24 protein-coding genes are annotated in these 25,680 nt (G+C 72.5%); 9 read left to right on the forward strand and 15 right to left on the reverse strand.

Annotated features, from left to right (window positions below):
- Window positions 1–4: 4 nt before the first annotated feature.
- Complete coding sequence (locus P5G59_RS07390) at window positions 5–1,681, reverse strand: ABC transporter substrate-binding protein (protein WP_301217479.1); 1,677 nt, start codon at window positions 1,679–1,681, stop codon at window positions 5–7.
- A 73-nt stretch (window positions 1,682–1,754) separates the two neighbouring features.
- Complete coding sequence (locus tag P5G59_RS07395; protein WP_301217481.1) at window positions 1,755–2,780, reverse strand: LacI family DNA-binding transcriptional regulator; 1,026 nt, start codon at window positions 2,778–2,780, stop codon at window positions 1,755–1,757.
- Window positions 2,781–2,951: 171 nt separating this feature from the next.
- On the opposite strand from P5G59_RS07395, the gene P5G59_RS07400 reads away from it, so the two are divergent.
- Together P5G59_RS07400 and P5G59_RS07405 are read left to right on the forward strand one after the other, a co-directional pair.
- On the forward strand, window positions 2,952–5,186 hold the full coding sequence (locus P5G59_RS07400; RefSeq protein WP_301217483.1) for a beta-galactosidase: 2,235 nt from the start codon (window positions 2,952–2,954) through the stop codon (window positions 5,184–5,186).
- Entirely contained in the window at window positions 5,183–7,039 is a 1,857-nt protein-coding gene (locus tag P5G59_RS07405; RefSeq protein ID WP_301217485.1) for a glycoside hydrolase family 3 protein, read from the forward strand. Before P5G59_RS07400 ends, P5G59_RS07405 begins: the two co-directional genes overlap by 4 nt.
- Before the next feature lie 87 nt (window positions 7,040–7,126).
- Here P5G59_RS07405 and purQ read toward each other — a convergent pair whose 3' ends face one another.
- From purQ to kynA, 6 genes are read right to left on the reverse strand one after another with little or no spacing between them, the layout of a single operon-like run.
- A complete protein-coding gene (purQ, locus tag P5G59_RS07410) occupies window positions 7,127–7,825 on the reverse strand; it encodes a phosphoribosylformylglycinamidine synthase subunit PurQ (protein WP_301217487.1) in 699 nt (232 codons plus the stop codon).
- On the reverse strand, window positions 7,825–8,085 hold the full coding sequence (gene purS, locus P5G59_RS07415) for a phosphoribosylformylglycinamidine synthase subunit PurS (protein WP_301217489.1): 261 nt from the start codon (window positions 8,083–8,085) through the stop codon (window positions 7,825–7,827). The genes purQ and purS overlap by 1 nt, the downstream gene beginning before the upstream one ends.
- 49 nt (window positions 8,086–8,134) lie before the next feature.
- Complete coding sequence (locus tag P5G59_RS07420) at window positions 8,135–9,001, reverse strand: PaaX family transcriptional regulator (protein WP_301217491.1); 867 nt, start codon at window positions 8,999–9,001, stop codon at window positions 8,135–8,137.
- Window positions 8,994–10,271, reverse strand: a complete 1,278-nt coding sequence (locus P5G59_RS07425) for a kynureninase (RefSeq protein ID WP_301217493.1) — start codon at window positions 10,269–10,271, stop codon at window positions 8,994–8,996. The genes P5G59_RS07420 and P5G59_RS07425 overlap by 8 nt, the downstream gene beginning before the upstream one ends.
- A gap of 31 nt (window positions 10,272–10,302) precedes the next feature.
- On the reverse strand, window positions 10,303–11,388 hold the full coding sequence (locus tag P5G59_RS07430) for an amidohydrolase family protein (RefSeq protein ID WP_301217495.1): 1,086 nt from the start codon (window positions 11,386–11,388) through the stop codon (window positions 10,303–10,305).
- The gene (kynA, locus tag P5G59_RS07435; RefSeq protein ID WP_301217497.1) at window positions 11,385–12,245 is read right to left on the reverse strand and encodes a tryptophan 2,3-dioxygenase; all 861 of its coding nucleotides are present in this window, start codon (window positions 12,243–12,245) and stop codon (window positions 11,385–11,387) included. Before kynA ends, P5G59_RS07430 begins: the two co-directional genes overlap by 4 nt.
- A 215-nt stretch (window positions 12,246–12,460) precedes the next feature.
- On the opposite strand from kynA, the gene P5G59_RS07440 reads away from it, so the two are divergent.
- The 4 genes from P5G59_RS07440 to P5G59_RS07455 are packed head-to-tail and all read left to right on the forward strand — an operon-like array spanning window position 12,461 to window position 16,290.
- Window positions 12,461–13,621 carry a TIGR03364 family FAD-dependent oxidoreductase gene (locus tag P5G59_RS07440; protein ID WP_301217498.1) on the forward strand — a complete coding sequence of 387 codons (1,161 nt, stop codon included), beginning with the start codon at window positions 12,461–12,463 and terminating at the stop codon, window positions 13,619–13,621.
- 24 nt (window positions 13,622–13,645) lie between these two features.
- The gene (locus tag P5G59_RS07445; protein WP_301217500.1) at window positions 13,646–14,518 is read left to right on the forward strand and encodes an HAD family hydrolase; all 873 of its coding nucleotides are present in this window, start codon (window positions 13,646–13,648) and stop codon (window positions 14,516–14,518) included.
- A gap of 11 nt (window positions 14,519–14,529) precedes the next feature.
- A complete protein-coding gene (locus tag P5G59_RS07450) occupies window positions 14,530–15,678 on the forward strand; it encodes a zinc-binding dehydrogenase (protein WP_301217502.1) in 1,149 nt (382 codons plus the stop codon).
- Between the two features lie 9 nt (window positions 15,679–15,687).
- Window positions 15,688–16,290, forward strand: a complete 603-nt coding sequence (locus P5G59_RS07455) for a uracil-DNA glycosylase (RefSeq protein WP_301217504.1) — start codon at window positions 15,688–15,690, stop codon at window positions 16,288–16,290.
- Between the two features lie 94 nt (window positions 16,291–16,384).
- Here P5G59_RS07455 and P5G59_RS07460 read toward each other — a convergent pair whose 3' ends face one another.
- The gene (locus P5G59_RS07460) at window positions 16,385–16,906 is read right to left on the reverse strand and encodes a gamma carbonic anhydrase family protein (protein ID WP_301217506.1); all 522 of its coding nucleotides are present in this window, start codon (window positions 16,904–16,906) and stop codon (window positions 16,385–16,387) included.
- 100 nt (window positions 16,907–17,006) lie between these two features.
- On the opposite strand from P5G59_RS07460, the gene P5G59_RS07465 reads away from it, so the two are divergent.
- Complete coding sequence (locus P5G59_RS07465; protein ID WP_301217508.1) at window positions 17,007–17,585, forward strand: PadR family transcriptional regulator; 579 nt, start codon at window positions 17,007–17,009, stop codon at window positions 17,583–17,585.
- 10 nt (window positions 17,586–17,595) lie between these two features.
- Window positions 17,596–19,257: a DHA2 family efflux MFS transporter permease subunit gene (locus P5G59_RS07470; RefSeq protein WP_301217510.1), complete on the forward strand. Its 1,662-nt coding sequence runs from the start codon at window positions 17,596–17,598 to the stop codon at window positions 19,255–19,257.
- 69 nt (window positions 19,258–19,326) lie between these two features.
- Here P5G59_RS07470 and P5G59_RS07475 read toward each other — a convergent pair whose 3' ends face one another.
- From P5G59_RS07475 to P5G59_RS07495, 5 genes are all read right to left on the reverse strand, one after another.
- Window positions 19,327–20,220, reverse strand: a complete 894-nt coding sequence (locus tag P5G59_RS07475) for a VOC family protein (protein ID WP_301217512.1) — start codon at window positions 20,218–20,220, stop codon at window positions 19,327–19,329.
- A gap of 33 nt (window positions 20,221–20,253) precedes the next feature.
- Window positions 20,254–20,958 (reverse strand): RraA family protein, encoded by a 705-nt coding sequence (locus tag P5G59_RS07480; protein WP_301217514.1) that lies wholly within the window; start codon window positions 20,956–20,958, stop codon window positions 20,254–20,256.
- Between the two features lie 69 nt (window positions 20,959–21,027).
- Window positions 21,028–21,930 (reverse strand): phosphoribosylaminoimidazolesuccinocarboxamide synthase, encoded by a 903-nt coding sequence (locus tag P5G59_RS07485; RefSeq protein ID WP_301217516.1) that lies wholly within the window; start codon window positions 21,928–21,930, stop codon window positions 21,028–21,030.
- 91 nt (window positions 21,931–22,021) lie between these two features.
- Window positions 22,022–22,426, reverse strand: a complete 405-nt coding sequence (locus P5G59_RS07490; RefSeq protein ID WP_301217518.1) for an SHOCT domain-containing protein — start codon at window positions 22,424–22,426, stop codon at window positions 22,022–22,024.
- A 10-nt stretch (window positions 22,427–22,436) separates the two neighbouring features.
- Window positions 22,437–22,898: a DUF6325 family protein gene (locus P5G59_RS07495; protein ID WP_301217520.1), complete on the reverse strand. Its 462-nt coding sequence runs from the start codon at window positions 22,896–22,898 to the stop codon at window positions 22,437–22,439.
- Window positions 22,899–23,079: 181 nt separating this feature from the next.
- Between P5G59_RS07495 and P5G59_RS07500 the strand changes: the two genes are divergently transcribed.
- On the forward strand, window positions 23,080–24,324 hold the full coding sequence (locus P5G59_RS07500) for an FAD-binding protein (RefSeq protein WP_301217521.1): 1,245 nt from the start codon (window positions 23,080–23,082) through the stop codon (window positions 24,322–24,324).
- Window positions 24,325–24,411: 87 nt separating this feature from the next.
- Here the strand turns inward: P5G59_RS07500 and purD are convergent, their stop codons facing one another.
- Entirely contained in the window at window positions 24,412–25,665 is a 1,254-nt protein-coding gene (purD, locus tag P5G59_RS07505) for a phosphoribosylamine--glycine ligase (protein ID WP_301217522.1), read from the reverse strand.
- Window positions 25,666–25,680 lie beyond the last annotated feature (15 nt).

Consider the following 25,680-nt stretch of genomic DNA (forward strand, 5'->3'; position numbering starts at 1 on the left):
GCTCCTACTTCGCCGGCGTCAGGTGGGTGAGGATGATCGGCATGTTGCTCGGCTTCGCGTACGGATCGCTCGCGCTCGGCCAGCCGACCGCCCGCTTGGTCGAGTACTCGAACCAGCTGGCGCCGTACCAGAGCGGGATGTAGGGCTTCTTCTCGTACATGATGGTCGCGAGCTCGCCGACGGTCTTCTTCTGCGCCGCCGGGTCGGGCTCCTGCCGCAGCTGGTCGATCAGCTGGTCGGTGGTGTCGTCGCGCCAGCGCACCTCGTTGGTCTTCGCGGCCTCGCCGATCGGCGCGGTCTCGCTGCTGGCCAGCGGCTCCAGGAAGTTGCGGTACATGTCGCAGCTGCCGCCGCGCACGCCGAAGGTGAGGTCGTACTGGCCGGTGAGGCGGTTCTGGTTCTGCACCTCGTAGGTCGGGTTCTGCATGTCGACGGTGATGCCGAGTGCCGAGAAGTCCTTCTGCACGATCTTCGCGGCCTGGATCCAGTCGTTCCAGCCTCCGGGGATCTGGATGGAGAAGCTCATCGGCTTGCCCTCCTTGTCCAGGCGCTTCCCGTCGGAGCCGAGCTTGTAGCCGGCCTTGTCGAGCTCGGCCTTCGCGGCCTTCACGTCGTAGGAGATGTAGCCGTCATCCGGGATGGAGGAGGGCAGCCAGTCCTTCGCGTTCGGCAGCACGAGGCTGGTCTGGCTGGCCTTCTCCACGTAGCCCTGCTGGGCGTCCTCGACGATGGAGTCCTTGTCCATCGCCTTCGCGATCGCGTCGCGGAACGACTGGTCGTCGAACGGCTTCTTGTCGAGGTTCATGTACAGGCTGATCGGCGATCCGGCCGGGAACCAGTACTTGTTGTGCTTCGGGTCCTTCGCGACGTACGACTTGTCGATGTCGGGGATGTACATCGCGTTGGAGTCGTAGTCGCCGCGGGCGAGCTTCAGCTGCTCGACCTGGCCCTGGTCGGAGTTGTTGAACTGGATCTTGTCGACCTTGATCTTGTCGGCCTGCCAGTAGCCGGGGTTCCGCGTCAGCACGAGCTTGGTCGGGCTGAACGTGCTGGTCATCATCGGACCGGTGCCCACCGGCTTCGTGTTCGTGTACGTCGTCGGGTCCTTGACCTTCGACCACAGGTGCTGGGGGACGATCAGGACGCTGTTGACCGCGACCAGGCTGCTGGCGCCCGGCCCGTCGAAGTGGAAGGTGACGCTGTCGCTGCCGGTCTTCTCCACCGACTTCAGCGACGCCCACGCACCGCGGGTGTCGAGCGCCGGGTACTTCTTGATCATGTCGAACGTGAAGACGACGTCGTCGGCGGTGAACGGCTTGCCGTCGGAGAACTTCACGCCGTCGCGCAGCGTGTAGACGAGCGTCGACGGGTCCTTCCAGTCCATCTTCGTGGCGAGCCACGGCTCGTACTTGCAGGAGTACTCGTTGAGCATCATCAGCGGCTCGTAGAGGTAGTTCCCGACGCTCAGCGCGGTGGCGAGGTAGGGGTTGTAGTTCTCCTTCGGGTTGGAGCCTCCGCCGAAGCCGCCGAAGTTGAGCATCGGGATGCGGCCGTCGCCGCCTGCCGCGCTCGATTCGCCTGTTCCGGAGCAACCGGTCATGGCCAGCGCGGCGACCGCCGCTGCGGCCACGACCGCGCTGAGCCTCCTGCGGGTCTTCGCTTGAGGGCGTCGTCGGTCCATGGTGGACACCTCCTTGTGTCGGGGGATTGGTGGTGCGGTGTTGAGGTGGGGGATTCGGTGGGATGCGCGTCCGCTACGAGGGGCAGCCGCAGCTGCTCCGGCGGACGACGTGGGAGGGGACGACCTCGCTCTCGGCGGGCCGCCCGGCGATGAGGTCGAGCAGCAGCCGGGCGGCCGTGCCGGAAAGGTCGCGGAGAGGCCTGGCGAGGGTGGTGAGCCCCGGCGTGACGAGTCCGGCCATCGGCACGTCGTCCACGCCGGTGATCGCGAGCTCGCTGCCGATCGCGACGCCCTCGCCGAGCAGCGCGAACATCAGGCCGAGCGCGAGCTCGTCGTTGGCGCACACGACGCCGTCGATCTCGCCCGCGCGGAACTGCTGCAGGATGCGCGGGGCGGCGAGCACGCCGTCCGGCTGGGTGAGCCAGGCGTGCACGGGCGCGGGCGGTTCGAGGCCGGCCGCCCGCATCGCCTCGGCGTAGTGGTCGAAGCGCGACTGGATGTCCGGCGAGTCGCTCGGGCGCCCGAGGAACACCAGGCGCGTGCGGCCGTGGTCGCGGATGAGGTGGTCGACCAGGTCGCGCATGTGCTCGTGGTCGCTGCGCACCTGCAGGGCGCCCTCCGGGATGCCGGAGCCGTCGGGGTCGCCCCCGATGATGACGACGGGCACGAGCTCCGCCAGCCGGCGGATCGTCTCCTCGTCGACCACGCCCGCGTGCACGGCCAGGCCGTCCACGCGCTCTGTCATCGCCGTCAGGTCGGCGGCGGTGTCGCGGAGGGCGTGGGTGCCGAGGATGTTGACGCTCACGCCCGCGGTGATGGCCGCGCGGTCGAAGCCCTCGATCAGTTCGCCGAAGTACGGGCCGCTGAGCCCGGGGAAGACGATGCCGAGGGCGCCGTTCCTGCGGTTGGCGAGGGCCGTCCCGAAGTGGCTGGGACGGTAGCCGTGCTCGGCGATCGCCCGGGAGACGCGCTCGCGCATCTCGGGCGAGACCTGCCCGATGCCGCGGTAGACGCGGGAGACGGTGGCGGTCGAGACGCCTGCCAGCTCCGCGATCTGGCGCACGTTGAGACGCTCGCCTTCGCGCTTTCCGCTGCCCACATCCACTCCTTCGTCGGTGCCGGTGTGCCGGGAGACCGGCGCACGCGGTGAGGGGTTGTCCTCTGCGGGCGTTTTGGTAGTCTCGCCAGTAACCGGTTGCAGTAATCGGTTACAGCGACCATAAGCCACCGATCGCACGATCACAACCCCCACCGATGAGGAAGGCCGACGATGCCCATCCCCACCCGACTGGAGCGTTCCCGCATCCTGGTCGACGGCGAGCCGCGCGTGGTGCTCGCCGGCGAGATCCACTACTTCCGGCTGGCCCGGCGCGATTGGGAGGACCGCATCCGGGCCGCCGTCGACGCCGGTCTGAACACCGTCGCGAGCTACATCCCGTGGATCTGGCACGAGCTTCCCGACGGAACGCTGGATGTCTCAGGCGACACGCGTGCGGAGCGCGACCTCGGCGCCTTCATCGACCTGTGCGCCGAGCACGGGCTGTGGTTCATCGCCCGGCCGGGGCCGTTCCAGATGGCGGAGCTCAAGAACGAGGGGCTGCCGCACCGGCTGCGGCGCGAGCACCCCGAGATCCACCCGACGGGCTGGGACGGCGCTCCCGCCACCACACGCACCGTCGACTACCTCGCCCCCGCGTTCCTGGCGGAGGCCGAGCGCTGGTACGACGCCGTGCTGCCCGTGCTCGTCTCCCGCCAGCGCGAGTACGGCGGCCCGGTCATCGCGGTGCAGCTGGACAACGAGGTCGGCATGCTCGACTGGGTCTCGAACACGCCGACCCTCACCGAGCAGGCGCGGCGGGAGTTCGCCGAGTGGTCGGGCCTGGAGGTCGACCCGCGCGGCGGCGCCGCCGGCACCGACGGCGAGCTCGCTCTCCACCACGAGCTCGCCCGGTTCACCCGCGACCGGTTCGCGCGCTACCTCCAGACCCTCGAGGGGTGGGCGCGCGATCGCGGCGTCACCGCTCCGCTGCTGGTCAACATCCACGGCACGGGCGCGGGACGCGGGCTCACCTACCCGATCGGCGTCAGCCAGCTCGCGCCCGCCTACCGCGGCAGGGAGGGCGTGACCGGCGGAACGGACATGTACCTGGGCGAGCTGACCGTCCAGAACGTCGCCGACCTGTACCTCGGCAACGCCTTCACCTCCGCGGTGCACGGCCCCGACCAGCCGCTCACGGCGCTGGAGTTCGACGCGGGCGACGGCGACTACGGCGAGGACCTCGCCTCGCTCACCTCCCCCGACGCGACGGTGCTGAAGACGCTGCTCGACGTCGCGCAGGGCACCAGGGCGATCAACTACTACCTGTTCGCGGGCGGCATCAACCCGCTGCTGGAGCGGCCGGTCGGCGACGGCGACGACCGCATCGGCTTCACCGGGGAGCGGCACGGGTTCGCCGCGCCGATCGGGCCGGAAGGCGAGCCGTCGCCCGCGCTCGCGGGAGTCGCCGAGGCGACCGCCGCCGTGCTCGCCCACGAACGGCTCTTCGCCGAGGGCGTGCAGCTGACCGACGACCTCGTGCTCGGCTTCGTCGCCGACCACTACCTGACCGAGTACACGCATCCCGCCGCCCGTCGCCGCGCCGAGCAGGTGCGCGACCGCGAGCGGCACCGCGGCTTCGGCGACCGGCATACGCTCGCCCGGGCGCTCGTGCTCGGCGGCTGGAGCTTCGGCGCGCTCGACCTTCAAGCGGCCGCAGGGTCGGATCCCGCCTGGAGCGCGGCCGCGCCCCGCGACGAGCGGGAGGGCCGCGACCGCGAGCTCGTCGTGCTCGCCACGGGGGCGGAGCTCGGGCGCGGGGTGCAGGAGTTCCTCGCCCGGCACGTCCAGACGGGAGGGCGCCTGCTGCTCGTCGGCGACCTCCCGCAGCACGACGCCGACGGCAGCCCGTGCACTGTCCTCGCCGACACACTGGGCGTCCGCGACGCCGGCCGCGCCGACGAGCGGGTCGACGCCGCAGGGGAGTACCACCCGACCGTCCGTGCCGTCGGCGCCCTCGCAGCGCACGGCGCCCGCGAGGTGCGCGTCGGCGGAGCCCAGCTGTTCGCCGGGGCGGGTGAGGAGCTGCTCCGCGAGCGCGGCGGCGGCCTGCCGGCGGCGGTCCGCGTCTCGCTCGACGGGGGCGGAGTGGCCGTGCTGCTCGGAGCCGACTACCCGGTCCACGTGGGGTTCTGGCGCGACCTGCTGGCGCTCGCCGGCGCGCGTCCCCGGCTCGAGCTGAACGCCGACCGGCCCGGGGTCGTCGCGGTCCCGATCGCCGCCGACACCGAGGCGGCGCTCGTCGCCGTCAACGTCGCGCCCTACGACGTGACCGTCGCGCCGGAGTTCGACGGCGTGCCGCTCGGCGACGGCCCGACCGTGCTCGGCCCGCGCGGCCACCGCATCCTGACCCTGCCCGCGGGAGCGGGCGCAGCACCGACCACCCACCGAACGGAGACCCACGCGTGACCCCCGACTACCGCACGTCCGACGACGGAGTGCTCTACCGCGACCTCAACGGCAACGGCCGGATGGATCCGTACGAGGATCCGCGCCTCCCGGTCGAGGACCGCGTCGCCGATCTGCTCGCCCGGCTCAGCCTGGAGGAGAAGGTCGGGCTGATGTTCCAGACCGTGATCGAGGCGGGCCAGGACGGCGCGCTCATCGAGACCGCGGGCAACATCTCCAAGTCGCCCACCTCCACGGTTGTGGTCGGCAAGCGGATGAACCACTTCAACGTCCACCAGCTGCCGGATGCGCGGCTCTCTGCGCGCTGGAGCAACGCGCTGCAGAAGCTGGCGGAGCAGACGCCGCACGGCATCCCGGTCACCGTCTCCACCGACCCGCGCCACGCGTTCGTCGACAACTCGGGCGTCTCGTTCTCCGCCGGGCACCTGTCGCAGTGGCCCGAGCCGCTCGGCCTCGGCGCGATCGGCGACGAGGAGGGCGCGCGCCGGTTCGCGGACATCGTTCGCCAGGAGTACTGCGCCATCGGCATCCGCGCGGCGCTTCATCCCACCGTCGACCTCGCGACCGAGCCGCGCTGGGCCCGGCTGCCCGGAACCCTCGGCGCCGACCCGGAGCTCGTCACCCGGCTCGCCGGCGCGTACCTCGACGGGCTGCAGGGCGGCCCGGAGCTCGGCCCGCAGTCGGTGGCCTGCACGACGAAGCACTTCCCCGGCGGCGGCCCGCAGAAGGACGGCGAGGACGCGCACTTCCCCTACGGCCGCGAGCAGACCTACACCGCGGGCCGCTTCGAAGACCACCTGGAGCCGTTCCGCGTCGCCATCGCCAAGGGCACGAGCGCGATCATGCCGTACTACGGGATGCCGGTCGCGCTGGAGCTCGATGGCGAGCCGATCGAGGAGGTCGGCTTCGGCTACAACAAGCAGATCGTGACCGGGCTGCTGCGGGAGAGGCTCGGCTACGACGGCGTCGTCGTCACCGACTGGGAGCTGGTGAACGACAACCACGTCGGCGACCAGGTGCTCCCCGCGCGCGCCTGGGGCGTGGAGGAGCTGGACCCGGAGGAGCGCATGCTGCGCATCCTGCAGGCAGGCGCCGACCAGTTCGGCGGCGAGGAGTGCGTCGACCTGCTGCTCGGGCTGGTGCGCTCCGGCCGGGTCTCGGAGGAGCGCATCGACGAGTCCGCGCGCCGGCTGCTCGCGGTGAAGTTCCGGCTCGGGCTGTTCGACGACCCCTATGTCGACGAGGAGGAGGCGGCCCGTATCGTCGGGCGCGCCGACTTCCAGGAGGCCGGGCGCCGCGCGCAAGCCGAGTCGCTCACGCTGCTGCAGGTTGCCGAGGGGGCGCTGCCGATCGCCGAGGGCGTGCGGCTCTACGTCGACGGCGCGAACCCCGAGATCGCCGCAGATTACGGCACGGTCGTCGGCTCACCCGCCGAGGCGGATGTCGCCCTGGTGCGGGTGAACGCGCCGTGGGAGCACCGCGACGACCTCTTCCTGGAGGCGTGGTTCCACCAGGGGTCGCTGGAGTTCCCGCCCGCCGAGGTGGAGCGCATCCGCTCGATCGCCGCCCAGGCGCCGGTGGTCCTGGTGGTGAACCTCGACCGGGGCGCCATCCTGACCCCGTTCGTGGACATGCCGGGCGTCGTCGCGCTCGCCGGCGTCTACGGCGCGGGCGACGCGGCCGTGCTCGACGCGCTCACCGGCCGCATCCCGCCGCGTGGACGCCTGCCGCTCGAGCTCCCGTCCTCGATGGCCGCCGTCGAGGCGCACGCTCCCGACCAGCCGGGCGGCTCCGCCGACGCGCTCTTCCCCCTCGGCCACGGCCTGCGCCTCCCCGTCCCGTCCCGCGCCTGACCCCGCCCCAACGCCAACAGCTCCTGAGTTCTTCGACCGACACGCCGGGCGTGACTCGAAGAACTCAGGAGCTGTTGGCTGGGGCCGTCAGGCCTCGACGAGGGCGGAGCGGATGACGGAGGTGAAGAAGGTGAGGCCGTCGGTGCCGGAGCGCATCGCCTCGTGGGTGTCGGGGCCGAAGCCGGGCTCGACTGCGTGCTCGGGGTGCGGCATGAGGCCGACCACGTTGCCGCGCTCGTTGCGGACGCCCGCGATGTCGTTGAGGGAGCCGTTCGGGTTGACGTCCTTGTAGCGGAAGACGACCATCCCCTCGCCCTCGAGCCGGTTCAGCTCCTCCGCCGACGCGATGAAGCCGCCCTCGCCGTTCTTCAGCGGGATGACGATCTCCTGGCCCTGCTCGAAGCCGGTCGTCCACGGGGTGGCGGCGTTCTCGACGGTCAGGTGCTGGTCGCGGCGGATGAAGTTGCCGTGGTCGTTGCGGATCAGGCCGCCGGCGACGAGGTGCGCCTCGGCGAGCATCTGGAAGCCGTTGCAGATGCCGAGCACCGGCATGCCCTTGCCCGCCGCGTCCACGACCTCGGTCATGATCGGCGAGAGGGAGGCGATGGCGCCGCAGCGCAGGTAGTCGCCGTAGGAGAAGCCGCCCGGAAGCACCAGGGCGTCGACGCCCTTCAGGTCGTGCTCGCCGTGCCAGAGCGCGACCGGCTCCGCGCCGGCGAGCCGCACGGCGCGGAGCGCGTCGCGGTCGTCGAGCGAACCGGGGAAGGTGATGACGCCGATGCGCATCAGGCGTCCACCTCGGCGGGGTAGTGGATGCCCACCACGTCTTCGATCACGGAGTTGGACAGGATCTCGCCCGCGATCTCCTCCACCGTCGCGCGCACCTCGTCGTCGATCGGACCGTCGACGCTCAGCTCGAAGCGCTTGCCGACGCGGACGCCGGTGACCCGGCCACGACCGGTGCGGGCGAGCGCGCCCGCGACGGCCTTGCCCTGCGGGTCGAGCAGCTCGGCCTTCGGCATCACTTCAACAACGATGGTGGGCACGGGGACACTCCGCTCACTCGGGCCACAAGGGTGGGGTTTCCCCACGATTCTACCGTGCGGAGAGGGTCGCGGGTTCCGGAGCGGCGACCGCGGCCGCGTGGGCGACGGCGCGCTCCTCGAGCGCTGCTCTCAGCCTCCCGAACAGGGCGGAGGAGGCGGCACCGGGCCAGTCGGCGGGGAGGGCGGCGGAGGGGAGGCCCGGGTCGCGATACGGGATGACGCGCCACTCGTCGAGCACGCGGATCCAGAGGGCGAACGCGTCGGCGTCGTCGTCGGGCGGCGTCGCCGCCGCCGGGCCGAACCGGGCGAGGAAGCCGTCGTGCGCGGCCCGGATCGCGGCGAGGTCGTACCAGCGGGCGAGCCCGGCGGCGAGGTCGCCGTGCGGGAGCGCGCCGGCGAAGAGAGCGACGGCGGGGGCCCCTGCGGCAGGCGTGGCGCCTCCGAGGCCGGCGACCGCCGACGCGAGCTCCTCCTCCAACGCGGAGGGGGCGATCCAGAGCCCGTCGGCCACCGTGCCGCAGCCCAGCGAGGCCAGCCTCCGACGCAGCCGGTCGCGAGCACCGCGGCCCTGCTCCGGGAACGACAGCGACAGCAGGCACCACGCGGACGCCTCCACGCGCTCGCCGAAGATGCGCGCGTCCCCGCGCTCCAGCATCGGGAGGGCGGCAGGGTCGAGCGCGTAGCCGGCGACGGCGTCGCGCGGCTCGCGGCGGAGCACCCCGCGCGAGCACAGCCGGGCGAGGCCGGAGCGGGCGGTCGGCGCGGGCACGCCGAGCGCATCCATCAGCCGCACCGCCCCGGCCGCGCTCATCCACCCGCCGATGGGCCGCAGGACGCTGCCGACGACGGTCCGCAGGAGCGCCGCGGCGCTGCCGCTGCTCGCCTCCAGGTCGTCGCGGGCCGAACCGTCAGTCATGCGTGAGGAGCTCGCCCAGGGTGTCGCGCACGGCCGCCATCCCGGCGCAGACCTCCTCGAAGCTCGTGCTGAGCGGCGACAGGCCGACACGCAGACCGTCGGGGTCGCGGTAGTCCGGGATGACGTCCTGCTGCCAGAGCAGCTCCGTCACCTGGCGCATGGCCGGGTGGCTCAGGGTGATGTGGCCGCCACGCCGCTCCGGGTCGCGTGGACTGGCGAGCGTCACCCCGAGCGGCGTCAGCCACTCGTCGGCCAGCGCGACGGCGAACTCGGTCAGCGCGACCGACTTCGCGCGCACCGCGTCGATGCCCGCCTCGCCGATCATGTCGACGGTGTCGCGCATGGCGAGCATCCCGACCACCGGCGGCGTGCCGCTGAGGAAGCGCCGGACGCCGTCGGCCGGGAGGTACTCCGGGCCCATCAGGAAGACGTCGCGCACGCCCATCCAGCCCTGGATCGGCTGGGTCAGCTGCGGGATCAGCCGCGCGTTCACATAGCCGAACGCCGGCGAACCGGGGCCGCCGTTCAGGTACTTGTAGGTGCAGCCGACGGCGAGGTCGACCTCGGCCGCGTCCAGCTCGACCGGCACAGAGCCCGCGGAGTGGCAGAGGTCCCACAGCACGAGCGCGCCGGCGTCGTGGACGATGCGGGTGATCGTTGCGAGATCGGCGAGGAACCCGGACCGGTAGGCGACGTGGCTCAGCACCACCAGGGCAGTCTGCGGGCCGACCGCGGCGGTGACCTGCTCGGGGGTGACCCCGGCCTCGGTGTCCGCCTCGATCCAGACCAGGCGCAGTCCGCGCTCGCGCGCGATGCCGTCGAGCAGGTAGCGGTCGGTCGGGAAGTTGTCGGTGTCGAGCACGATCTCGCTGCGCTCCGGGAGGCTGTCGACCGCCGCGCGCGCCAGCTTGTAGAGCAGGACGGTCGTCGAATCGCCGACGAACGTCTGCCCGGCTGCCGCGCCGAGCGCGACGCGGCCGAGGTCGTCGCCGATCGTGAAGGGCAGCTCCATCCACTCCTCGTCCCAGCCGCGGATGAGGCGGCCGCCCCAGCCGTTCAGCAGGAAGTCGTGGATGCGCTCGATGCTCGCGCGGGTCGGGCGCCCGAGCGAGTTGCCGTCGAAGTAGGCGACGACCGAGCTGCTGCCGTCGTCGATCCCGGCGAAGCGGCGGCGGTAGGCGGCGAGCGGGTCCGCCGCGTCGAGCGCCCGCGCTGCGGTGAGCGGGTCGGGGGAGAGGGAGGCGGGCGGGGCGGGGTCGAAGTCGGTCATGCTCGTGCTCCGGTGGTGGTGGTCGGACGGGTCATGGACGTGCTGCCTCGGCGACGAGAACTGCGACCGTCAGGCCGCGGGCGGTCGCCAGCCACTCGGGCAGGGCGTCCGGGTCGGACGGCGGCGCGGACGGGATGTGCGCCAGGCGGGCCCCGATGGTCGGCGGAGTGCCGTCGTCGGGGCGCCGCAGCCCGGCGATGGAGCGGAGCAGCGCGTGCTCCGGAACGCCGGCGTCGAGCATCCCGCGCAGCTCCCGGGCGTTGACGCCGACGGCGAGCGGGCCGTTGCCGAGGTCGGTGCCGTAGAGCACATGGCCGCCCGCGCGCGCGAACCGGCCGAGGTTGTCGGAGGCGATGCCGTGCTGCTCGGTCGGCTCGCCCCAGCCGTGGATGTCGAGCGTGCTCACCCAGGTGACGCCGCGGCGCACGCACTCGGCGATCAGGTCGTCGTCGACGCGCTCGGTGAACGGTGTGTGCGCGAGCTGATCGGCGCCGGCCGCGATCGCGCGCGCGGTCTGACCCTCGCCCTGCACGTGAACGGTCACCGGGACGCCCTGGGCGTGCGACTCCCTCACAATTCCGAGGAGGACGCGGTCATCCACAGTTTCACCGTCCTCGGTGTTGAGGGTGACCTTGATGCGGGAGGCTCCCAGCATGACATTCGCCCGCACCGCCAGCCGCGCCTCCCGCTCCCCGCCGACCTCCGTCGAGGAGCCCGGCGGCCCCCACCCGGCGTTGACCGGGTAGCCGCCCCTGCAGGTGAGGAGCGAGCCGACGATCGCGACGGAGGGCCGGGTGAGGTCGTCCGTCAGCCAGCCCGCGGCCACAGCCGGCACCCAGCCGAGGTCGATCGCGTGCGTGACGCCGCCCGCGAAGACCGCGTGCTGGTCGGTCAGGCCGAGATGGACGTGGTGGTCGGTCAGGCGCGGGAACAGCGTGCCGTCGATGCGCAGGTGGCGGCCGTCCGTGTTCGCCCGCGCGGGGACCGGGTCGTCGTCGCCGAGCGGATGCAGGCGCTCGCCGTCGCAGCGGAAGGTGGTCTCGCCGAGGAAGCGGTGGCCGGTCCAGACGGCGTCGACCGTGACGTAGGTGTCGGCGCCGGGCTCCGGCGCGCTCATGCGGGCGTCCCGATCTCGGTGCGCACGGCGTACAGCTCGGGGAAGAACGTCAACTCGAGTGCTTTCTGCAGGAAGCCGGCCCCGGTCGATCCGCCGGTGCCGGTCTTCATGCCGATCGTGCGCTGAACGGTCTTCAGGTGGCGGAAGCGCCAGAGCTGGAAGTTGTCCTCCAGGTCGACGAACTCCTCGCAGGCCTCGTACTCGCGCCAGTGGTCCGCGGCGTGCTCGTAGATCTCGCGGAAGACGGGGACGAGCTCCGGGGCGAAGACGTGCGCCTGGGTGACGTCCCGCTCCAGCAGCGCAGGCGGCACCGCGAAGCCGGCGCGGGCGAGGTACCGCAGGAACTCGTCGTAGATGCTGGGCGCCTCCAGCAGCTCGGCCAGCAGGGCGTGAGCGGCGGGGTCGCTCTCGAAGACGCTCAGCATGCGGCGGTTCTTGTTGCCGAGCACGAACTCGACCGCGCGGTACTGGTACGACTGGAAGCCCGACGAGTTGCCGAGGAACCCACGGAACTCCGCGTACTCGGTGGGCGTCAGCGTCGCCAGCACCGACCACTGCTCGGTCAGGGTGCGCTGGATGTGCTTCACGCGGGCGATGCGTTTGAGGGCGGGCGAGAGGTCGTCCGCGCGCAGCAGGTCGCGGGCCGACTCCAGCTCGTGCAGCACGAGCTTCAGCCAGAGCTCGGTGGTCTGGTGCTGGATGATGAACAGCAGCTCGTCGTGATGCGGCGGACGGCTCACCGGTCGCTGGGCGCTGAGCAGCGTCCCGAGGTCCAGATAGGAGCCGTACGACATGCGCTCGCGGAAGTCCGTGACGATGTCGGGGTCGAACTCGCGGGTGTTGTCGCCATCAACCATGCTGCAATCCTGCGCCGACCGCCCGAAAAGTGCAACACCCGTCGCTGGACGAACGTTCACCCGCGCGTAACCAGGGGGTTGGGCGCGATGCGTAGCGTGCTCGTCGGAGCCCGTCGACCCCGGTCGGGCGGTGCGCCCGGGCAGCCCCTGGCCGCGTGGACGCGGAAGGCGCGCGCCGGCTGCGGCGTCGCAGGGAGCGGAGAGAGGGGCTCGGGATGGGCAGGCACTACGACCTCGTCGTGGTCGGCGCGGGCATCGTCGGTCTCGGGCACGCCGTGGCCGCCCTCCGCCGTGGGCTGACCGTCGCCGTGGTGGACCGCGCATCCGGGATCACCGGGGCGTCGGTCCGAAATTCCGGGCACCTCTGCGTGACCGGGCAGGAGGGCGAGGCCCGCGCGTATGCGGAACTCGCGCGCGAGCTGTGGCTGACGCTCGCGCCGGAGGCCGGCTTCTGGCTGCGGGAGTCCGGCACCGTGGTCGTCGCCCGGGCGGAGGACGAGCTGGCCGTGCTCGAGGAGTTCCGGGAGCGGCGCGGCGGGCAGGACGCCCGCATCCTGACGCCTGCCGAGGTGCGCGACCGGGTGCCGGTCGCCGACGGCGTCGCGCTCGGCGGCGCCTTCCTCCCCGCCGACCTCCAGGTGGACCCGCGCGAGGCTGCCGCGGCGATCGCCCGCTGGCTCGATGCGCACGGCGTGGACTTCTTCTGGCAGACCGCGGCGGTCGGCGTGGAGACGGGACGCGTCCACACCACCCGCGGCCGGCTCGCTGGAGACGCCGTGGTCGTCGCCGTCGATCACGACCTCGACCAGCTGTTCCCGGGCCTCGCCGACGATCACGGCATCCAGCGCTGCGCGGTCGACATGCTGCTGCTGGAGGCCGACCTCGACCGCCCGCTCGACTCGCCCGTGCTCACCGGCTGGTCGCTCCTCCGCTCCCCCGGCTTCGCCCGCACGCCGAGCGCCTCCGCCCTGCGCGACCGGCTCGCCGCCGAGCAGCCGGCGCTGGCCGCGCTCGACGGAGATCACCTGTACGCGCAGCGGGCCGACGGCGCCCTGATCGCCGGGGGCACGCAGCACCGCAGCGAGGACGTATCGCCGTTCCAGCTCGAGGGGGCTTTCGAGCTGCTGCTGGAGCAGGCGCGTGAGCTGTTCGGCACCGCCGAGCTGCGCGTCCGGGAGCGCTGGCAGGGCGTGTACGCGTCGGCGCCCGACGAGTTCCTCGTCGCCTCGCCCGCCCCTGCCGTCCGCGTGGTCTCGGTGACGGCCGGCATCGGCATGACCACCGGGCTCGGCCTCGCCGACCGCGTCGTCGACGAGCTGTTCGCCGGCGCGCTCGGCTCCCTCACCTCCGCGGGCTCTGCCGCCCGCGCCCGCTAGCCGCACCGCACGAAAGGCACCACCATGACCCCTGACGGCCGCATCACCAGCGAGTTCGACGACCTGACCGTCGAGAAGACCGGCTTCGGGACCGGCGTCGCCGACGACGAGGACTGGGACGCCTTCGACGACGGCCTCGACGACGACGCCGCCGTGCGGGCGGAGGACCGCGGCGACGACGGGCGGGACGACGACCTCGCCGACCTCGAGCTCGTCGTGCTCTCCCTCGCGGGAACGACCCTTCTGGACGACGGGCTGGTGGAGCGGGCCTTCGAGCGCGCGGCCGACGCCGCCGGCATCGCCCCGGCCGCGCCCGACCGGCAGGACGCCCTGGACTTCGCGCGTCAGGCCGTCGTGCGGTCACCTCTCGCGGTGTTCCGCACTCTGACGGGCGACGACGACCAGGCGCAGCACGCCGCCGCCGTGTTCTCGTCCGCGTACGCCGACCTCGCCGCCGTCGGCGGGCTCGCCGCGGTCCCGGGCGCCGAGGACGTCATCCGTCTCCTCCGCGCCACCGGCGTCAAGGTCGCCCTCGTGACCGGCCTCTCGCAGGCCGCCCAGGACGCGGTGCTCGACGCCGTGGGCTGGCGCGACCTCGCCGACGTGACGCTGAGCGCGGACGACGGCGGCCGCGCCCGCCCGTTCCCCGACCTGCCCCTGACGGCCCTGCTGCGCACCCGCGCCTCCAGCGTCGAGGGGATGGTCGTCGTCGGCGACACCCCGGCCGACATCGCGTCGGGCATCGCCGCGGGCGCCGGGCTCGTCGTCGGCGTGCTCACCGGTGCGCACGACGAGCGCACACTGCTCGACGCGGGCGCGGACGCCGTGCTGCCCAGCGTCGCCGACCTCCCCGAGCTCCTCGGCTACCACGACCTCGCCGGGCTCGGCTCCCGGTGACGGTCAAGGCGGTGACCCCGCGCGTCGTGGAGCCGCCGGCGCGCCTGGGGATGGGGGTCAGCGTGTATCCGTCCGCCACGGCCATGGTGTGGCCGGGGGATGGGCACGCCCATGAGGCGGTCGCCGTGCCCGGCGTGCGCCTGGCGCCGGGGGACGTGCTGGTGGAGGTGGAGCTCGCGACGGTGTGCGGCTCCGACGTGCACACCGTGCTGGGCCACCGGCAGGCGCAGGCCCCGCTGGTGCTCGGCCACGAGCAGGTCGGCCGCGTCGTCGCCCTCGGCCGCGGCGGCGCGAAGACGACCGACGGGCACCGCGTCTCGCTGGGCGAGCGCGTCGTCTGGTCGGTCGCCGTGCCGTGCGGACGCTGCGCCCGCTGCCGGCGCGGCCTGCCGCAGAAGTGCGTCGGACTGCAGAAGTACGGCCACGAGCGGATGCGGCGCGGCTGGGAGCTGTCCGGCGGGTTCGCGACGCACACCCACATCCTCGACGGGACGCCGCTCGTGCGCGTCCCGGATGACATGCCGGCCGAGGTGCTCGCCCCGGCCTCCTGCTCGACGGCGACCGTCGCCGCCGCCCTCGAGGCCGCCTCCGCCATCGTCCCCCTGGAAGGCGCGCTCGTGCTCGTCGCCGGCGCCGGGATGCTCGGCCTCACCGCCACCGCGATGGCGACGGAGGCCGGCGCCCGCGTCGTCGTGAGCGAGCCGCTGCCCGAGCGCAGGGAGGCGGCGCTCGCCTTCGGCGCGGTCGGCGTGGCCGACCCGCGCGCCGCCGCCGGCTCGCCCTCCGGTCTCGCCTCCGTGCTGGCGAAAGCGGGAGGCCGGGCGCCGGCGCCGACGATCGCGCTGGAGCTCTCCGGCAACCCGTCCGCCGTCCGCTCCCTGCTCGGTGCGGTCGACGTCGGCGGGGTGCTCGTGCTCGTCGGGTCGGTGTGTCCCGGTCCGGAGCTCGGGATCGTGCCGGAGCAGCTCGTGCGGCGCCTGCTCACGATCCGCGGCGTCCACAACTACGCGCCGCGTCACCTTGAGCAGGCGGTGCGCTTCCTCGCCGAGACGTGGCAGCGCTACCCGTTCGCCGAGCAGGTGGGGGAGACCTTCCCACTGGCCGAGGTGGATCGGGCGCTCGCCGCGACGACGCACCCGCGGGTGGCGGTGCGGCCGTAGCCTGGGGTGGTGTTCGACCGCTTCTTCGACCTCATCCGGGCCGTGCCGGAGCCCGCGGACGCCGAGCTGCTGTACGGCGACGACGAGCTCGGGCGGCTGCGGGAGCGCAACCTCCGGCGCTATCTGGAGTTGCCGCACGCGCCCGTCTTGCTTCTCGGCGAGGCTCCCGGCTGGCGCGGGATGACGGTCACCGGCGTGCCGTTCACGTCCGTGCGCGAGGTGGAGGCCGGGGTGCTCCCGGGGCTCGAGCTGCCTGCGGACCCGCAGGCGCCGTGGGAGGCGTCGAGCCGGGTCTTCTGGCAGACCATGGCGCAGTGGCAGGGCCCGCTCCCGCTGTCGTGGCCGGTCTACCCGCACCACCCCTTCGTGGCAGGGAAGCCGCAGACGAACCGCACGCCGCGCTCCTCCGAGGTGCGCGCGGGCGGCCCTGTCGCTCTGGAGCTCATCGAGGCGCTCGGCATTGAGGCCGTCGTCGCCGTCGGCCGCAAGGCGCAGGGCGCGCTCGCCGAGGCCGGCATCGAGGCGCCGGCGATCCGGCACCCGGCCCAGGGCGGCGCGCGGATGTTCACCGACCAGCTGCTATCCCTCAACCGGGCGATGCTCGAATCCTGAGCCCGCCGCGCCCCTGACCCGGCGACGAGTTGCACGTCGTGGCGGCTATCCCCGTCGAATAGCGACCACGACGTGCAACTCGACGAGCCGCAGCTCAGCCCAGGGGGGTGGCCTGGCGGTGCTGGGTCACCTTGTCGAGGTAGACGGCGGCGTTCTCGGCGATGCCGCGCAGCTCGTCGTCGGTGAGCTCGCGGCGCACCTTCGCCGGAACCCCGGCGACGAGCGAGCGCGGCGGGATGTCGGCCCCCTGCGTCACAACGGCGCCGGCGGCCACCAGTGAACCCGTGCCGATGCGGGCTCCGTTGAGGATCGTCGCGCTCATCCCGATGAGCACGTCGTCCTCGATCGTGCAGCCGTGCAGCACCGCGTTGTGACCGACCGACACCCGCTCGCCGACCGTCAGCGGGAACGCCGGATCGACGTGGGCGGACACGTTGTCCTGGAGGTTGGAGTCGCGCCCGATGGCGATGGGCGCGTTGTCGGCCCGCACGACCGCGCCGTACCAGACGCTCGCGCCCGGTGCGAGCGTGACGTCGCCGACGACGGTCGCGTTCGGCGCAACCCAGGCGTCGTCCGCAACGCGCGGCGCGCGGTCCCCGGGGAGTGAGAGCAGCATCGGCGTTCCTTCCTGTCGGTTGGATGTCACGCTACCGCCCTTGACCGTTCACTGTTCCGTGCCGTATATTCCTCTTGGAATAATCGAACTGGAAGTCGAGATGGCCGAACCACGCACCCTCACCCCCCTCGCCGTCGCCGCGCTCGCGCTGCTGGCCGAGCGTCCGTCGCATCCGTACGAGATGTACCAGACGCTCATGCAGCGTTCGGAGGACCGGCTGGTCAAGGTGCGCCCCGGCTCGCTCTATCACACGGTCGATCGGCTGGAGGCCCACGGCCTCGTCCGGGCGACCGGCACAGAGCGCGAGGGCAACCGCCCCGAGCGCACCACCTACGAGATCACGGACGAGGGCACGCGGTCCCTCGGTGAGCGGATCACCGAGATCATCGGCACTCCCGTCAACGAGTACCCCGAGTTCCCGCTCGGCCTCGGCGAGTCGCACAACCTCCCGCTGGAGACCGTCGTCGCCCTGCTGCGCAAGCGGGTCTCACTCATCCGGGCCGACACGGCGGTCCTGGATGACGCCGTCGAGCACCTCACCCAGCGCGGCGTCCCCGCCAAGTACTGGATCGACGTCCGCTACCAGCGGGCGCTCGCCACGGCGGACGCGGATGTGCTGGAATCCCTGATCGCAGACCTCGAATCGGGCGTAGTGTCCTGGTCCGAGGACGAGCACTGAGAGAAGAACCATGGAACGTCAACTGAAGCCCTGGCCGGCCCTCTGGGCCCTGGTCATCGGGTTCTTCATGATCCTGATCGACACGACCATCGTGTCGGTCGCGAACCCCTCGATCATGAAAGGCCTGAACCTCGGCACCGACTACAACTCCGTCATCTGGGTCACGAGCGCCTACCTGCTCGCCTACGCCGTCCCGCTGCTCATCACCGGGAGGCTCGGCGACCGGTTCGGCCCGAAGAACCTCTACCTGATCGGCCTCGTCATCTTCACAGCGGCCTCCGCCTGGTGCGGTTTCGCCGGCCACATCGGCATCCTGATCGCCGCCCGCGTCGTGCAGGGTCTCGGCGCCGCGCTGATGACGCCGCAGACGATGGCCGTCATCACCCGCATCTTCCCGCCGGAGCGCCGCGGCGCGGCCATGGGCCTTTGGGGCGCCGTCGCCGGTGTCGCCACGCTGGTCGGCCCGCTGCTCGGCGGCGTGCTCGTCGACAGCCTGGGATGGGAGTGGATCTTCTTCATCAACGTCCCCGTCGGCATCGTGGCGTTCATCCTGGCGATGCGCCTGGTGCCGAAACTGCCGACGCACACGCACAGCTTCGACGTCCTCGGTGTGGTCCTCTCGGCCGTCGGCATGTTCCTGCTGGTGTTCGGCATCCAGGAGGGCAGCACCTACGACTGGGGCACCATCTGGGGCCCGATCTCGGTGTGGGGGCTCATCATCGCCGGCATCGTCGTACTCGCCGCCTTCGTCGTCTGGCAGGCGTTCAACAAGAAGGAGCCGCTGCTCCCGCTGCCGCTGTTCCGCGACCGCAACTTCTCGCTGTCGAACGGCGCGATCACCACGGTCGGCTTCGCCGTCACGTGCATGGCGCTGCCGCTGGTGTTCTACTTCCAGACCGTGCGCGGCCTGACCCCGACCGAGTCCGCGCTGATGCTCGCCCCCACGGCGGTCCTCTCCGGCGTGCTCGCGCCGTTCGTCGGCCGCCTGATCGACCGGGTGAACCCGCGCAACATCGCCACCCCGGCGCTGGTGCTGTTCGCCTTCGCGCTGTTCCTCTACTCCCGGATGCTGTCGCCGGATGTGAACATCTTCCTGCTGCTCATCCCGAGCGCGCTCCTCGGCATCGCGATGTCGGGCGTGTGGGGACCGATCTCCACCACCGCGACCCGCAACCTGCCGATCAGCCAGGCGGGAGCCGGCTCCGGCGTGTTCAACACCACTCGCCAGATCGGCGCGGTGCTGGGCAGCGCCTCCATCGCGGCGCTCATCTCGGGCCGCCTCGCCGTCGATCTGCCGAAGGTGCCGGGCGGCGCGGCCAACGCCAGCGAGGCCGCGGCGGGAACCGAGCTGCCGCAGATCCTGCACGCCGGCTTCACCCAGGCGATGTCGGAGGCGCTGCTGCTGCCCGCCGCGGTCGCCTTCCTCGGCGCCCTCGTCGTGGTGTGGTGGGAGCGGCCGAAGCCGCCGGCGTGGGCGAAGCCCGCCGGTGCCGGTGCGCCGGCGGATGCCGCAGCCGGCGCAGCCGAGCCGACGCACGGCGCGCACGCCGCCCCGGTGCCGGTGGACGCCGTCGCGCACGGCTCGCACGCCGCCGACGTCGCGCCCGCGACCGACGCGGCCCCGGGCGAGGAGCCGCCGCACGGCGTCCACGCCGCCCCCGTCGCGGACTGACCGCTCACGAGAGAAGGAGGTCGCAGCCGAACCGGCTGCGACCTCCTTCCCTTCTCAGGCCTTCGCGTCTCAGGCCGCTGATACTCCCGTTTCCGAGACGACCCGGACCGCGTTCGCCCACGGATCGTCGAACGTGACCGAACTCCCGTCGTCCCGCGCGGCGATGCCGTAGTGCCTCATCCGCTCGCTCAGCTCGCCGACGTCGTCCGAAGACGGCACCCGGATCTCCACCTCGCCGAGCCCGAGCGCCAGCTGCCTGCGCCCCGCGCCGCGGCTGTTCCACGTGTTCATCGCCATGTGGTGGTGGTAGCCGCCCGCGCTCACGAACAGGGCGCTGCCGCCGAGCGCGGCCGTCGTCTCGAAGCCGAGCCGGTCGACGTAGAAGGCGCGGGCCGACTCGACGTCGCCCACCGAGAGGTGCACGTGGCCGACGCCGGCGTCGCCGAACGGGGTGGCGCCGTCCTGCTCGGCCAGGGCGAGAGCACGCTCGGTGAGGTGCTCCTCGAGGAAGCCGTTGGGGTCGAGGTAGAGCGTCGCCATCTCGACCTGGCCGTGCGTCCAGCTCCACTGGCTGCGGTCGCGGTCCCAGTACAGCTCGACGCCGTTTCCCTCCGGGTCGGTGAAGTAGAACGCGGTGCTCACCAGGTGGTCGGCGCTTCCGGTGAAGGTGCCGGGTGCCCGCCTGGCGACCGAGTACACCGCGGCCGCCAGCGCCTCCTGCGTGTCGAACAGGATCGCGGTGTGGAAGAGCCCCGCCTCGCCGGGCGACGCGTGCCGCAGCTCCGGCGCGTGCACCAGGATCACCGCCGGCGTCGCGCCGCGGCCCAGGATGACCCGGTCGCCTTCCGCCGCGAGCACGCTGAGCGTGACGGCGTCGCGGTAGTAGCGGGTCATGGCGTCGAGGTCGGCGACGCGGAGGGTGACGGCGCCCATGGCGGAGTCGGCGGGCAGGAGTTCGGACATATGGATGAGAACATCCGCCCGACCGGGACTATTTCACGTCTCGATCGCGCCGCCGGTCTCGGCGAGGTAGCGGCGCAGAGTGAGCGACGGGTCCTCGGCCTGACGGCTGCGGTAGCGGGCGAAGTCGAGCTGGTCGCGCAGGGACGAACCCCCGCGCATGCGCTCGGCCTGCGCACCCTCCACCGTCTGGATGCGCAGGGCCTCCGCGAACAGCTGCTCGCGGTCGCCCGCGGCCAGCACGAGCACTCCGTCGTCGTCCCCGACCACCCAGTGCTCCGCGGTCACGGTCACCCCGTCGAGGAAGGCGGACCGCATCGCCGTGCCGGCCGGCGGCACCCGTCGCGGGCCGAACGGGTGCGCCCCGCGGCTGAACACGGGCAGCCCGATCTCGCGCAGCTGTGCCGTGTCGCGGTGCCGGCCCCAGATGACGGCGCCGGCCATCCCGGCCTCGCGCGCCTCCAGCAGCATGAGGTCGCCGACGCACGCCTCGTCGTCGCGGCCGCCGTTATCGACGACGAGCACCGCGCCGGGCGGGGCGTCGTCGATCGTCTCCAGCAGCACGTCCACGCTGCCGAGGTGCGTGACCGGGGCGGCGGGTCCGGCGAACGGGCGGCCCGGGAGCAGCGCGACCAGGCTCACGGGAGCGGTCTGCACGGCGATCCCGAGTCGCACGGCGGCGTCGGCGATCGCGGCGGTGGCGGGAATAGGGACGGGCGCGGTGTCGGATTCGGCGGCCATGACGTGACGCTATACCGCCCGGTATGCGCTGTGCGGCATGCGGACGGCCGCGCCCGGCTCGCGCCCGGATCAGTCCCCGGTCAGGCGCTCCAGGAGTTCGCGGTAGCGGGCGGCGGTCCGCTCCACGACCTCCGCGGGCAGCTGCGGCGGGGTGCCGGTCTTGTCCCAGTTCGCGGCGAGCCAGTCGCGGACGATCTGCTTGTCGAAGCTCGCCATGCGCTCCTCGGGAGTGGTGCCCGCGGCGTAGGCGGCGGCGTCCCAGTACCGGCTGGAGTCGCTGGTCAGCACCTCGTCGGCGAGGGTGATCTCGCCCGTGGTGCGGTCGGCGCCGAACTCGAACTTCGTGTCCGCGATGATGACGCCGCGCTGCTCGGCGATGGCGGCGCCGCGCTCGTAGACGTGCAGCGAGAGGCGGCGCAGCTCCTCGGCGATGTCCGGCCCGACCAGCTCGACCGTGCGCTCGAAGCTGATGTTCTCGTCGTGCTCGCCGAGCGGGGCCTTCCACGCGGGCGTGTAGATCGGCTCGGGGAGGCGGTCGCCGTTCTGCAGGCCGGCGGGCAGCGGGATGCCGCACACGCTCTGCGATGCCCGGTACTCCGCCCAGCCGCTGCCGGTCAGGTACCCACGCACGACGCACTCGATGGGGAACATGTCGAGCGGCTTCACCAGCATCGAGCGGCCCGCGACCTCGGCAGGGATGCGCTCGACGACCCGCTCGCCGTCCAGCACGTGGTCGGGGACGAGGTGGTTCGGGATGTCGTCGAGCTGGTCGAACCACCACAGGCTCAGCGTGGTCAGCAGCTCGCCCTTGCCCGGGATGCCCGGCTCCAGCACGTGGTCGAACGCGCTCACCCGGTCGCTGGCGACGACCAGGACGCTGTCGGTGTCGGCGAGGCCTGTCGCGCCCTCGGGCACATACAGGTCGCGCACCTTGCCCGAGTAGACGTGGACCCATCCCGGAAGTTCGCTCACCCGACCATCGTACGGTGCGACCGGGCGCGGCCGGGGCGCAGAGCGGCGCCCGCCGGGCAGGGGCCCGTCGGGCGCGCGGGCGCCGCATGCGTCAGCCGAGCAGCTTCGCCTTGGCGGCGGCGAACTCGTCGTCGGTGAGCACGCCCTGCGTGTGCAGGGTGGCGAGCTGCTGCAGCTGGGCCATCATGTCGTCGCCGCCGCCTGCCGCCGGCGCGGCCTGCTGCTGCGCGGCGAGCTGCTGCGCCGCGGCCTCCTGGGCCATCTGCTGCATCTGCGCCTGCTGCTGTTGCTGCTCGTACTGCTGCTGCTGGTAAGCGGCCTGCTGCTGCTCGTACGCCTGCTGCTGCTCGGCGGCCTGCTGGTCGGCCTGCGCCTGGTACTTCTGCTGCTGGTGGTGCTGCACACCACCGGCCACGGCCGAGGCCGTTCCCGCGACGACCGCTGTGCGCGCCGCCATCCCGATCAATCCCGGGCGTCCGATCCGTCTCAACGGCATGGTCTCCTCCTCAGCTCTCCGTGGTCTCGAGCTCGTCAGTCTCGAGCTCGTCGTACGCCTCCGCGGCGACCGCGTTCAGCACGGGCGCCGGGATGCGCTCGCTGTGCAGCACGACTCCGCCCGACTCGAAGAAGCGGCTCGCCAGCTCCTTCGCCCACAGGTGCTCGATCACGAGGATCGCGCCCGTCGAGCCCGGCTGGAGCAGTTCGGCGATCTCCTGCACATCCTCGTCGCCGGCGATGCCGCTCGCGTCGAGGGTGATGTCGGTCAGCCCGATGTCGCCGTCCATCTCATCCAGCTCGATGATGTCGACACCGCCGTCGGCGTGCCGCTCGATGAAGACCAGGTCGAGCAGGCGGACCGTGCCGCTGTCGACCAGTTCGAGGATCGCATCGACGACCCCTGCCGACGGTCTGTCCGTGTCGAACTGCGCGACCATGAACTCCGCCGGACCGTACTCGAATTCGGCCATCTCAGCCCCTTTCCCGCGGCCCACCCCGCTGTTCACGGGCACCATACTGCGGGCCCGGTCGGCCTGGCTACGCACTCTTTCGGCCGCTCCGGACAGCCCGTGCCGCACCCGCCTCCTCCCTAGACTGGGACGAGTCGACAGGAGGCGGATCGCCGTTTCCCGGGCGGATCGAGGAGGACCGATGGCGGAGAAGAACTGGGCGGGCAACTACGAGTACCGGGCGGCGTCCCTCGCAAGGCCGCGGTCGGTGGAGGAGCTGCGCGATCTCGTCCTCGGCGCCCCCGCGGTGCGCGCGCTCGGCAGCCGGCACTCGTTCAACGACCTGGCGGACACGCCGGGGCTGCTCGTCAGCACGGCCGACCTGCCCGGTGGGATCCGCATTGACGAGACCGCGCGCACGGTGACCGTCGGCGGCGGCGTCCGTTACGGCGACCTCGCCCAGGGGCTGCAGGAGGCCGGCTGGGCCCTGCACAACCTCGCCTCCCTCCCGCACATCTCGGTCGCCGGAGCGATCGCCACGGCAACGCACGGGTCGGGCGACCGCAACGGCAACCTGGCGACCGCGGTCTCCGGCCTCCGCATCCTGGACGGTACGGGCGAGCTGGTCGACCTGCGCCGCGGCGACGAGGGCTTCGACGGCGCGGTGGTCGGCCTCGGCGCGCTCGGCGTCGTGACCGAGGTGACCCTCGACATCCGGCCCACCTACGACGCACGGCAGCGGTTGTTCGGCGGTGTGCCGTGGGAGGCCGTCCTCGGCCGCTTCGACGAGGTCACGTCCGCCGCGTACAGCGTGAGCCTTTTCACGACCTGGGACGAGCCCGCCGTCTCCCTCGCCTGGCTGAAGGAGCTCGACGGCGTCGAGCTCCTCATCGGCGACGACTTCTTCGGCGCGCCGGCCCTGACCGAGCCGCGCCACATGATCCCGACCATGGACGTGCGCAACACCACGGAGCAGCTGGGTGTCGTCGGACCGTGGAGCGAGCGTCTGGCGCACTTCCGGTTCGCGTTCACCCCGTCGAACGGCGAGGAGATCCAGTCCGAGTACCTCGTGCCGCGGCCGCGGGCGGTGGAGGCGATCGAGGCGGTGCGCCGGCTGGCGCCGGTCGTTGCGCCGCTGCTGCAGATCTCCGAGATCCGGACCGTGGCCGCGGACGAGCTGTGGCTGTCGAGCGCGTACGAGACCGACGTGGTCGGCCTCCACTTCACCTGGGTGCGCGACCAGGAGGGCGTGGAGGCGGTGCTCCCGCAGCTGGAGGCCGAGCTCCTCCCGCTCGGCGCGCGGCCGCACTGGGGCAAGCTCTTCGTCGACCGCGACCGTGTGGTCCCGACCCTCTACCCTCGCCTGGCCGACTTCGCGGCGCTCGCCGAGCGCTTCGACCCCGCCGGGCGCTTCCGCAACCCGTACCTCACCCGCCTCCTCGGCTGACCTCCACGCCAACAGCTCCTGAGTTCTTCGAGCCGCGCACGGCGTTTCGCTCGAAGAACTCAGGAGCTGTTGGCGTCGGGAGAGGGCTCAGGAGACGCGGGCGGCGATGTCGGTGCGGTAGTGCGCGCCCTCGAGGTGGATGTGGTGCAGCGCCTCGTAGGCGCGCGCACGCGCCTCGGCGAAGCTGGTGCCGCGGGCCACGACCGACAGGACGCGGCCGCCGGTCGCGATGAGCGCGCCGCTCTCGTCGCGCGCGGTCGCGGCGTGCGCGATCGTGACCTCCGGAACGCCGGCCGCTTCGGCGAGGCCCGTGATCGGCCGACCGGTGATCGGCGCCTCCGGGTAGCCCTCGCTGGCCAGCACCACAGTGACCGCGGTGTCGAGTGCGAACTCCGGACGCGGCATCCCGCCGAGCCCTCCGGTCGCCGCCGCATAGAGCAGCGACGACAGCGGCGTGACCAGGCGCGGGAGGACGACCTGCGTCTCCGGGTCGCCGAAGCGCGCGTTGAACTCGATCACGCGGATGCCGCGGTCGGTGACGATGAGGCCGCAGTAGAGCAGCCCGATGAACGGCGTCTGCTCCTTGGCCAGGGTGCGGACCGTGGGCAGCGCGATGGTCTCGATCACCTCGTCGACGAACGTGTCGGGCAGCCAGGGGAGCGGCGAGTAGGCGCCCATCCCGCCGGTGTTGGGCCCGGCGTCGCCGTCGAGCAGCCGCTTGTAGTCTTGCGCGGGCGAGAGCGGGAGGACGTCGTGCCCGTCGCTGACCAGGAACAGCGACACCTCCTGGCCGTCGAGGAACTCCTCGACCAGCACGCCGCCGTGCCGCAGCCAGTGCGTCGCGTGCTCCACCGCCGCGGCGCGCTCCTCGGTGACCAGCACGCCCTTCCCGGCGGCCAGCCCGTCGGCCTTGACCACGTACGGGGCGCCGAACTCGTCGAGCGCGCGCTCCGCCTCCGCCAGCGTCTCCGCTCGCACCGCACGGCCCGTGGGGACGCCGGCGGCATCCATGATCCGCTTCGCGAACGCCTTCGAGCCCTCCAGCTGCGCCGCCGCCTTGCCCGGACCGAAGACCGGGATGCCGCGCGTGCGCAGCGGGTCGGCGACGCCGGCGACCAGCGGGGCCTCCGGGCCGATCACGACAAGCTCGATGCCGTTCTCGATCGCGTACTCGGTGACCGCCTGGCCGTCGAGCGGGTCGAGCCCCGCCTCCACGCGCACGTCCTGCGCGATGCCGGCGTTGCCGGGCGCCGCGACGATGTCGTGCTGCTCCTCCTCGGCCAGCAGCGCGGTGATGATGGCGTGCTCACGGGCACCGGAACCGAGGATGAGGATCTTCACGACCCCCATGGTAGA

Origin of the sequence: Leifsonia virtsii, assembly GCF_030433675.1 — a bacterium.
Classification (GTDB): Bacteria; Actinomycetota; Actinomycetes; order Actinomycetales; family Microbacteriaceae; genus Leifsonia; species Leifsonia virtsii.

Coding starts and splice junctions, on each gene's coding strand:
- P5G59_RS07465 (WP_301217508.1), top strand. CDS start 17,007: ATGGCCGAACCACGCACCCTCACCCCCCTCGCCGTCGCCGCGCTCGCG.
- P5G59_RS07495 (WP_301217520.1), bottom strand. CDS start 22,898: ATGGCCGAATTCGAGTACGGTCCGGCGGAGTTCATGGTCGCGCAGTTC.
- P5G59_RS07440 (WP_301217498.1), top strand. CDS start 12,461: ATGGGCAGGCACTACGACCTCGTCGTGGTCGGCGCGGGCATCGTCGGT.
- purQ (WP_301217487.1), bottom strand. CDS start 7,825: ATGCGCATCGGCGTCATCACCTTCCCCGGTTCGCTCGACGACCGCGAC.
- P5G59_RS07490 (WP_301217518.1), bottom strand. CDS start 22,426: ATGCCGTTGAGACGGATCGGACGCCCGGGATTGATCGGGATGGCGGCG.
- P5G59_RS07390 (WP_301217479.1), bottom strand. CDS start 1,681: ATGGACCGACGACGCCCTCAAGCGAAGACCCGCAGGAGGCTCAGCGCG.
- P5G59_RS07420 (WP_301217491.1), bottom strand. CDS start 9,001: ATGACTGACGGTTCGGCCCGCGACGACCTGGAGGCGAGCAGCGGCAGC.
- kynA (WP_301217497.1), bottom strand. CDS start 12,245: ATGGTTGATGGCGACAACACCCGCGAGTTCGACCCCGACATCGTCACG.
- P5G59_RS07400 (WP_301217483.1), top strand. CDS start 2,952: ATGCCCATCCCCACCCGACTGGAGCGTTCCCGCATCCTGGTCGACGGC.
- P5G59_RS07480 (WP_301217514.1), bottom strand. CDS start 20,958: ATGGCCGCCGAATCCGACACCGCGCCCGTCCCTATTCCCGCCACCGCC.
- P5G59_RS07425 (WP_301217493.1), bottom strand. CDS start 10,271: ATGACCGACTTCGACCCCGCCCCGCCCGCCTCCCTCTCCCCCGACCCG.
- P5G59_RS07500 (WP_301217521.1), top strand. CDS start 23,080: ATGGCGGAGAAGAACTGGGCGGGCAACTACGAGTACCGGGCGGCGTCC.
- P5G59_RS07470 (WP_301217510.1), top strand. CDS start 17,596: ATGGAACGTCAACTGAAGCCCTGGCCGGCCCTCTGGGCCCTGGTCATC.
- P5G59_RS07475 (WP_301217512.1), bottom strand. CDS start 20,220: ATGTCCGAACTCCTGCCCGCCGACTCCGCCATGGGCGCCGTCACCCTC.
- P5G59_RS07445 (WP_301217500.1), top strand. CDS start 13,646: ATGACCCCTGACGGCCGCATCACCAGCGAGTTCGACGACCTGACCGTC.
- P5G59_RS07460 (WP_301217506.1), bottom strand. CDS start 16,906: ATGCTGCTCTCACTCCCCGGGGACCGCGCGCCGCGCGTTGCGGACGAC.
- P5G59_RS07430 (WP_301217495.1), bottom strand. CDS start 11,388: ATGAGCGCGCCGGAGCCCGGCGCCGACACCTACGTCACGGTCGACGCC.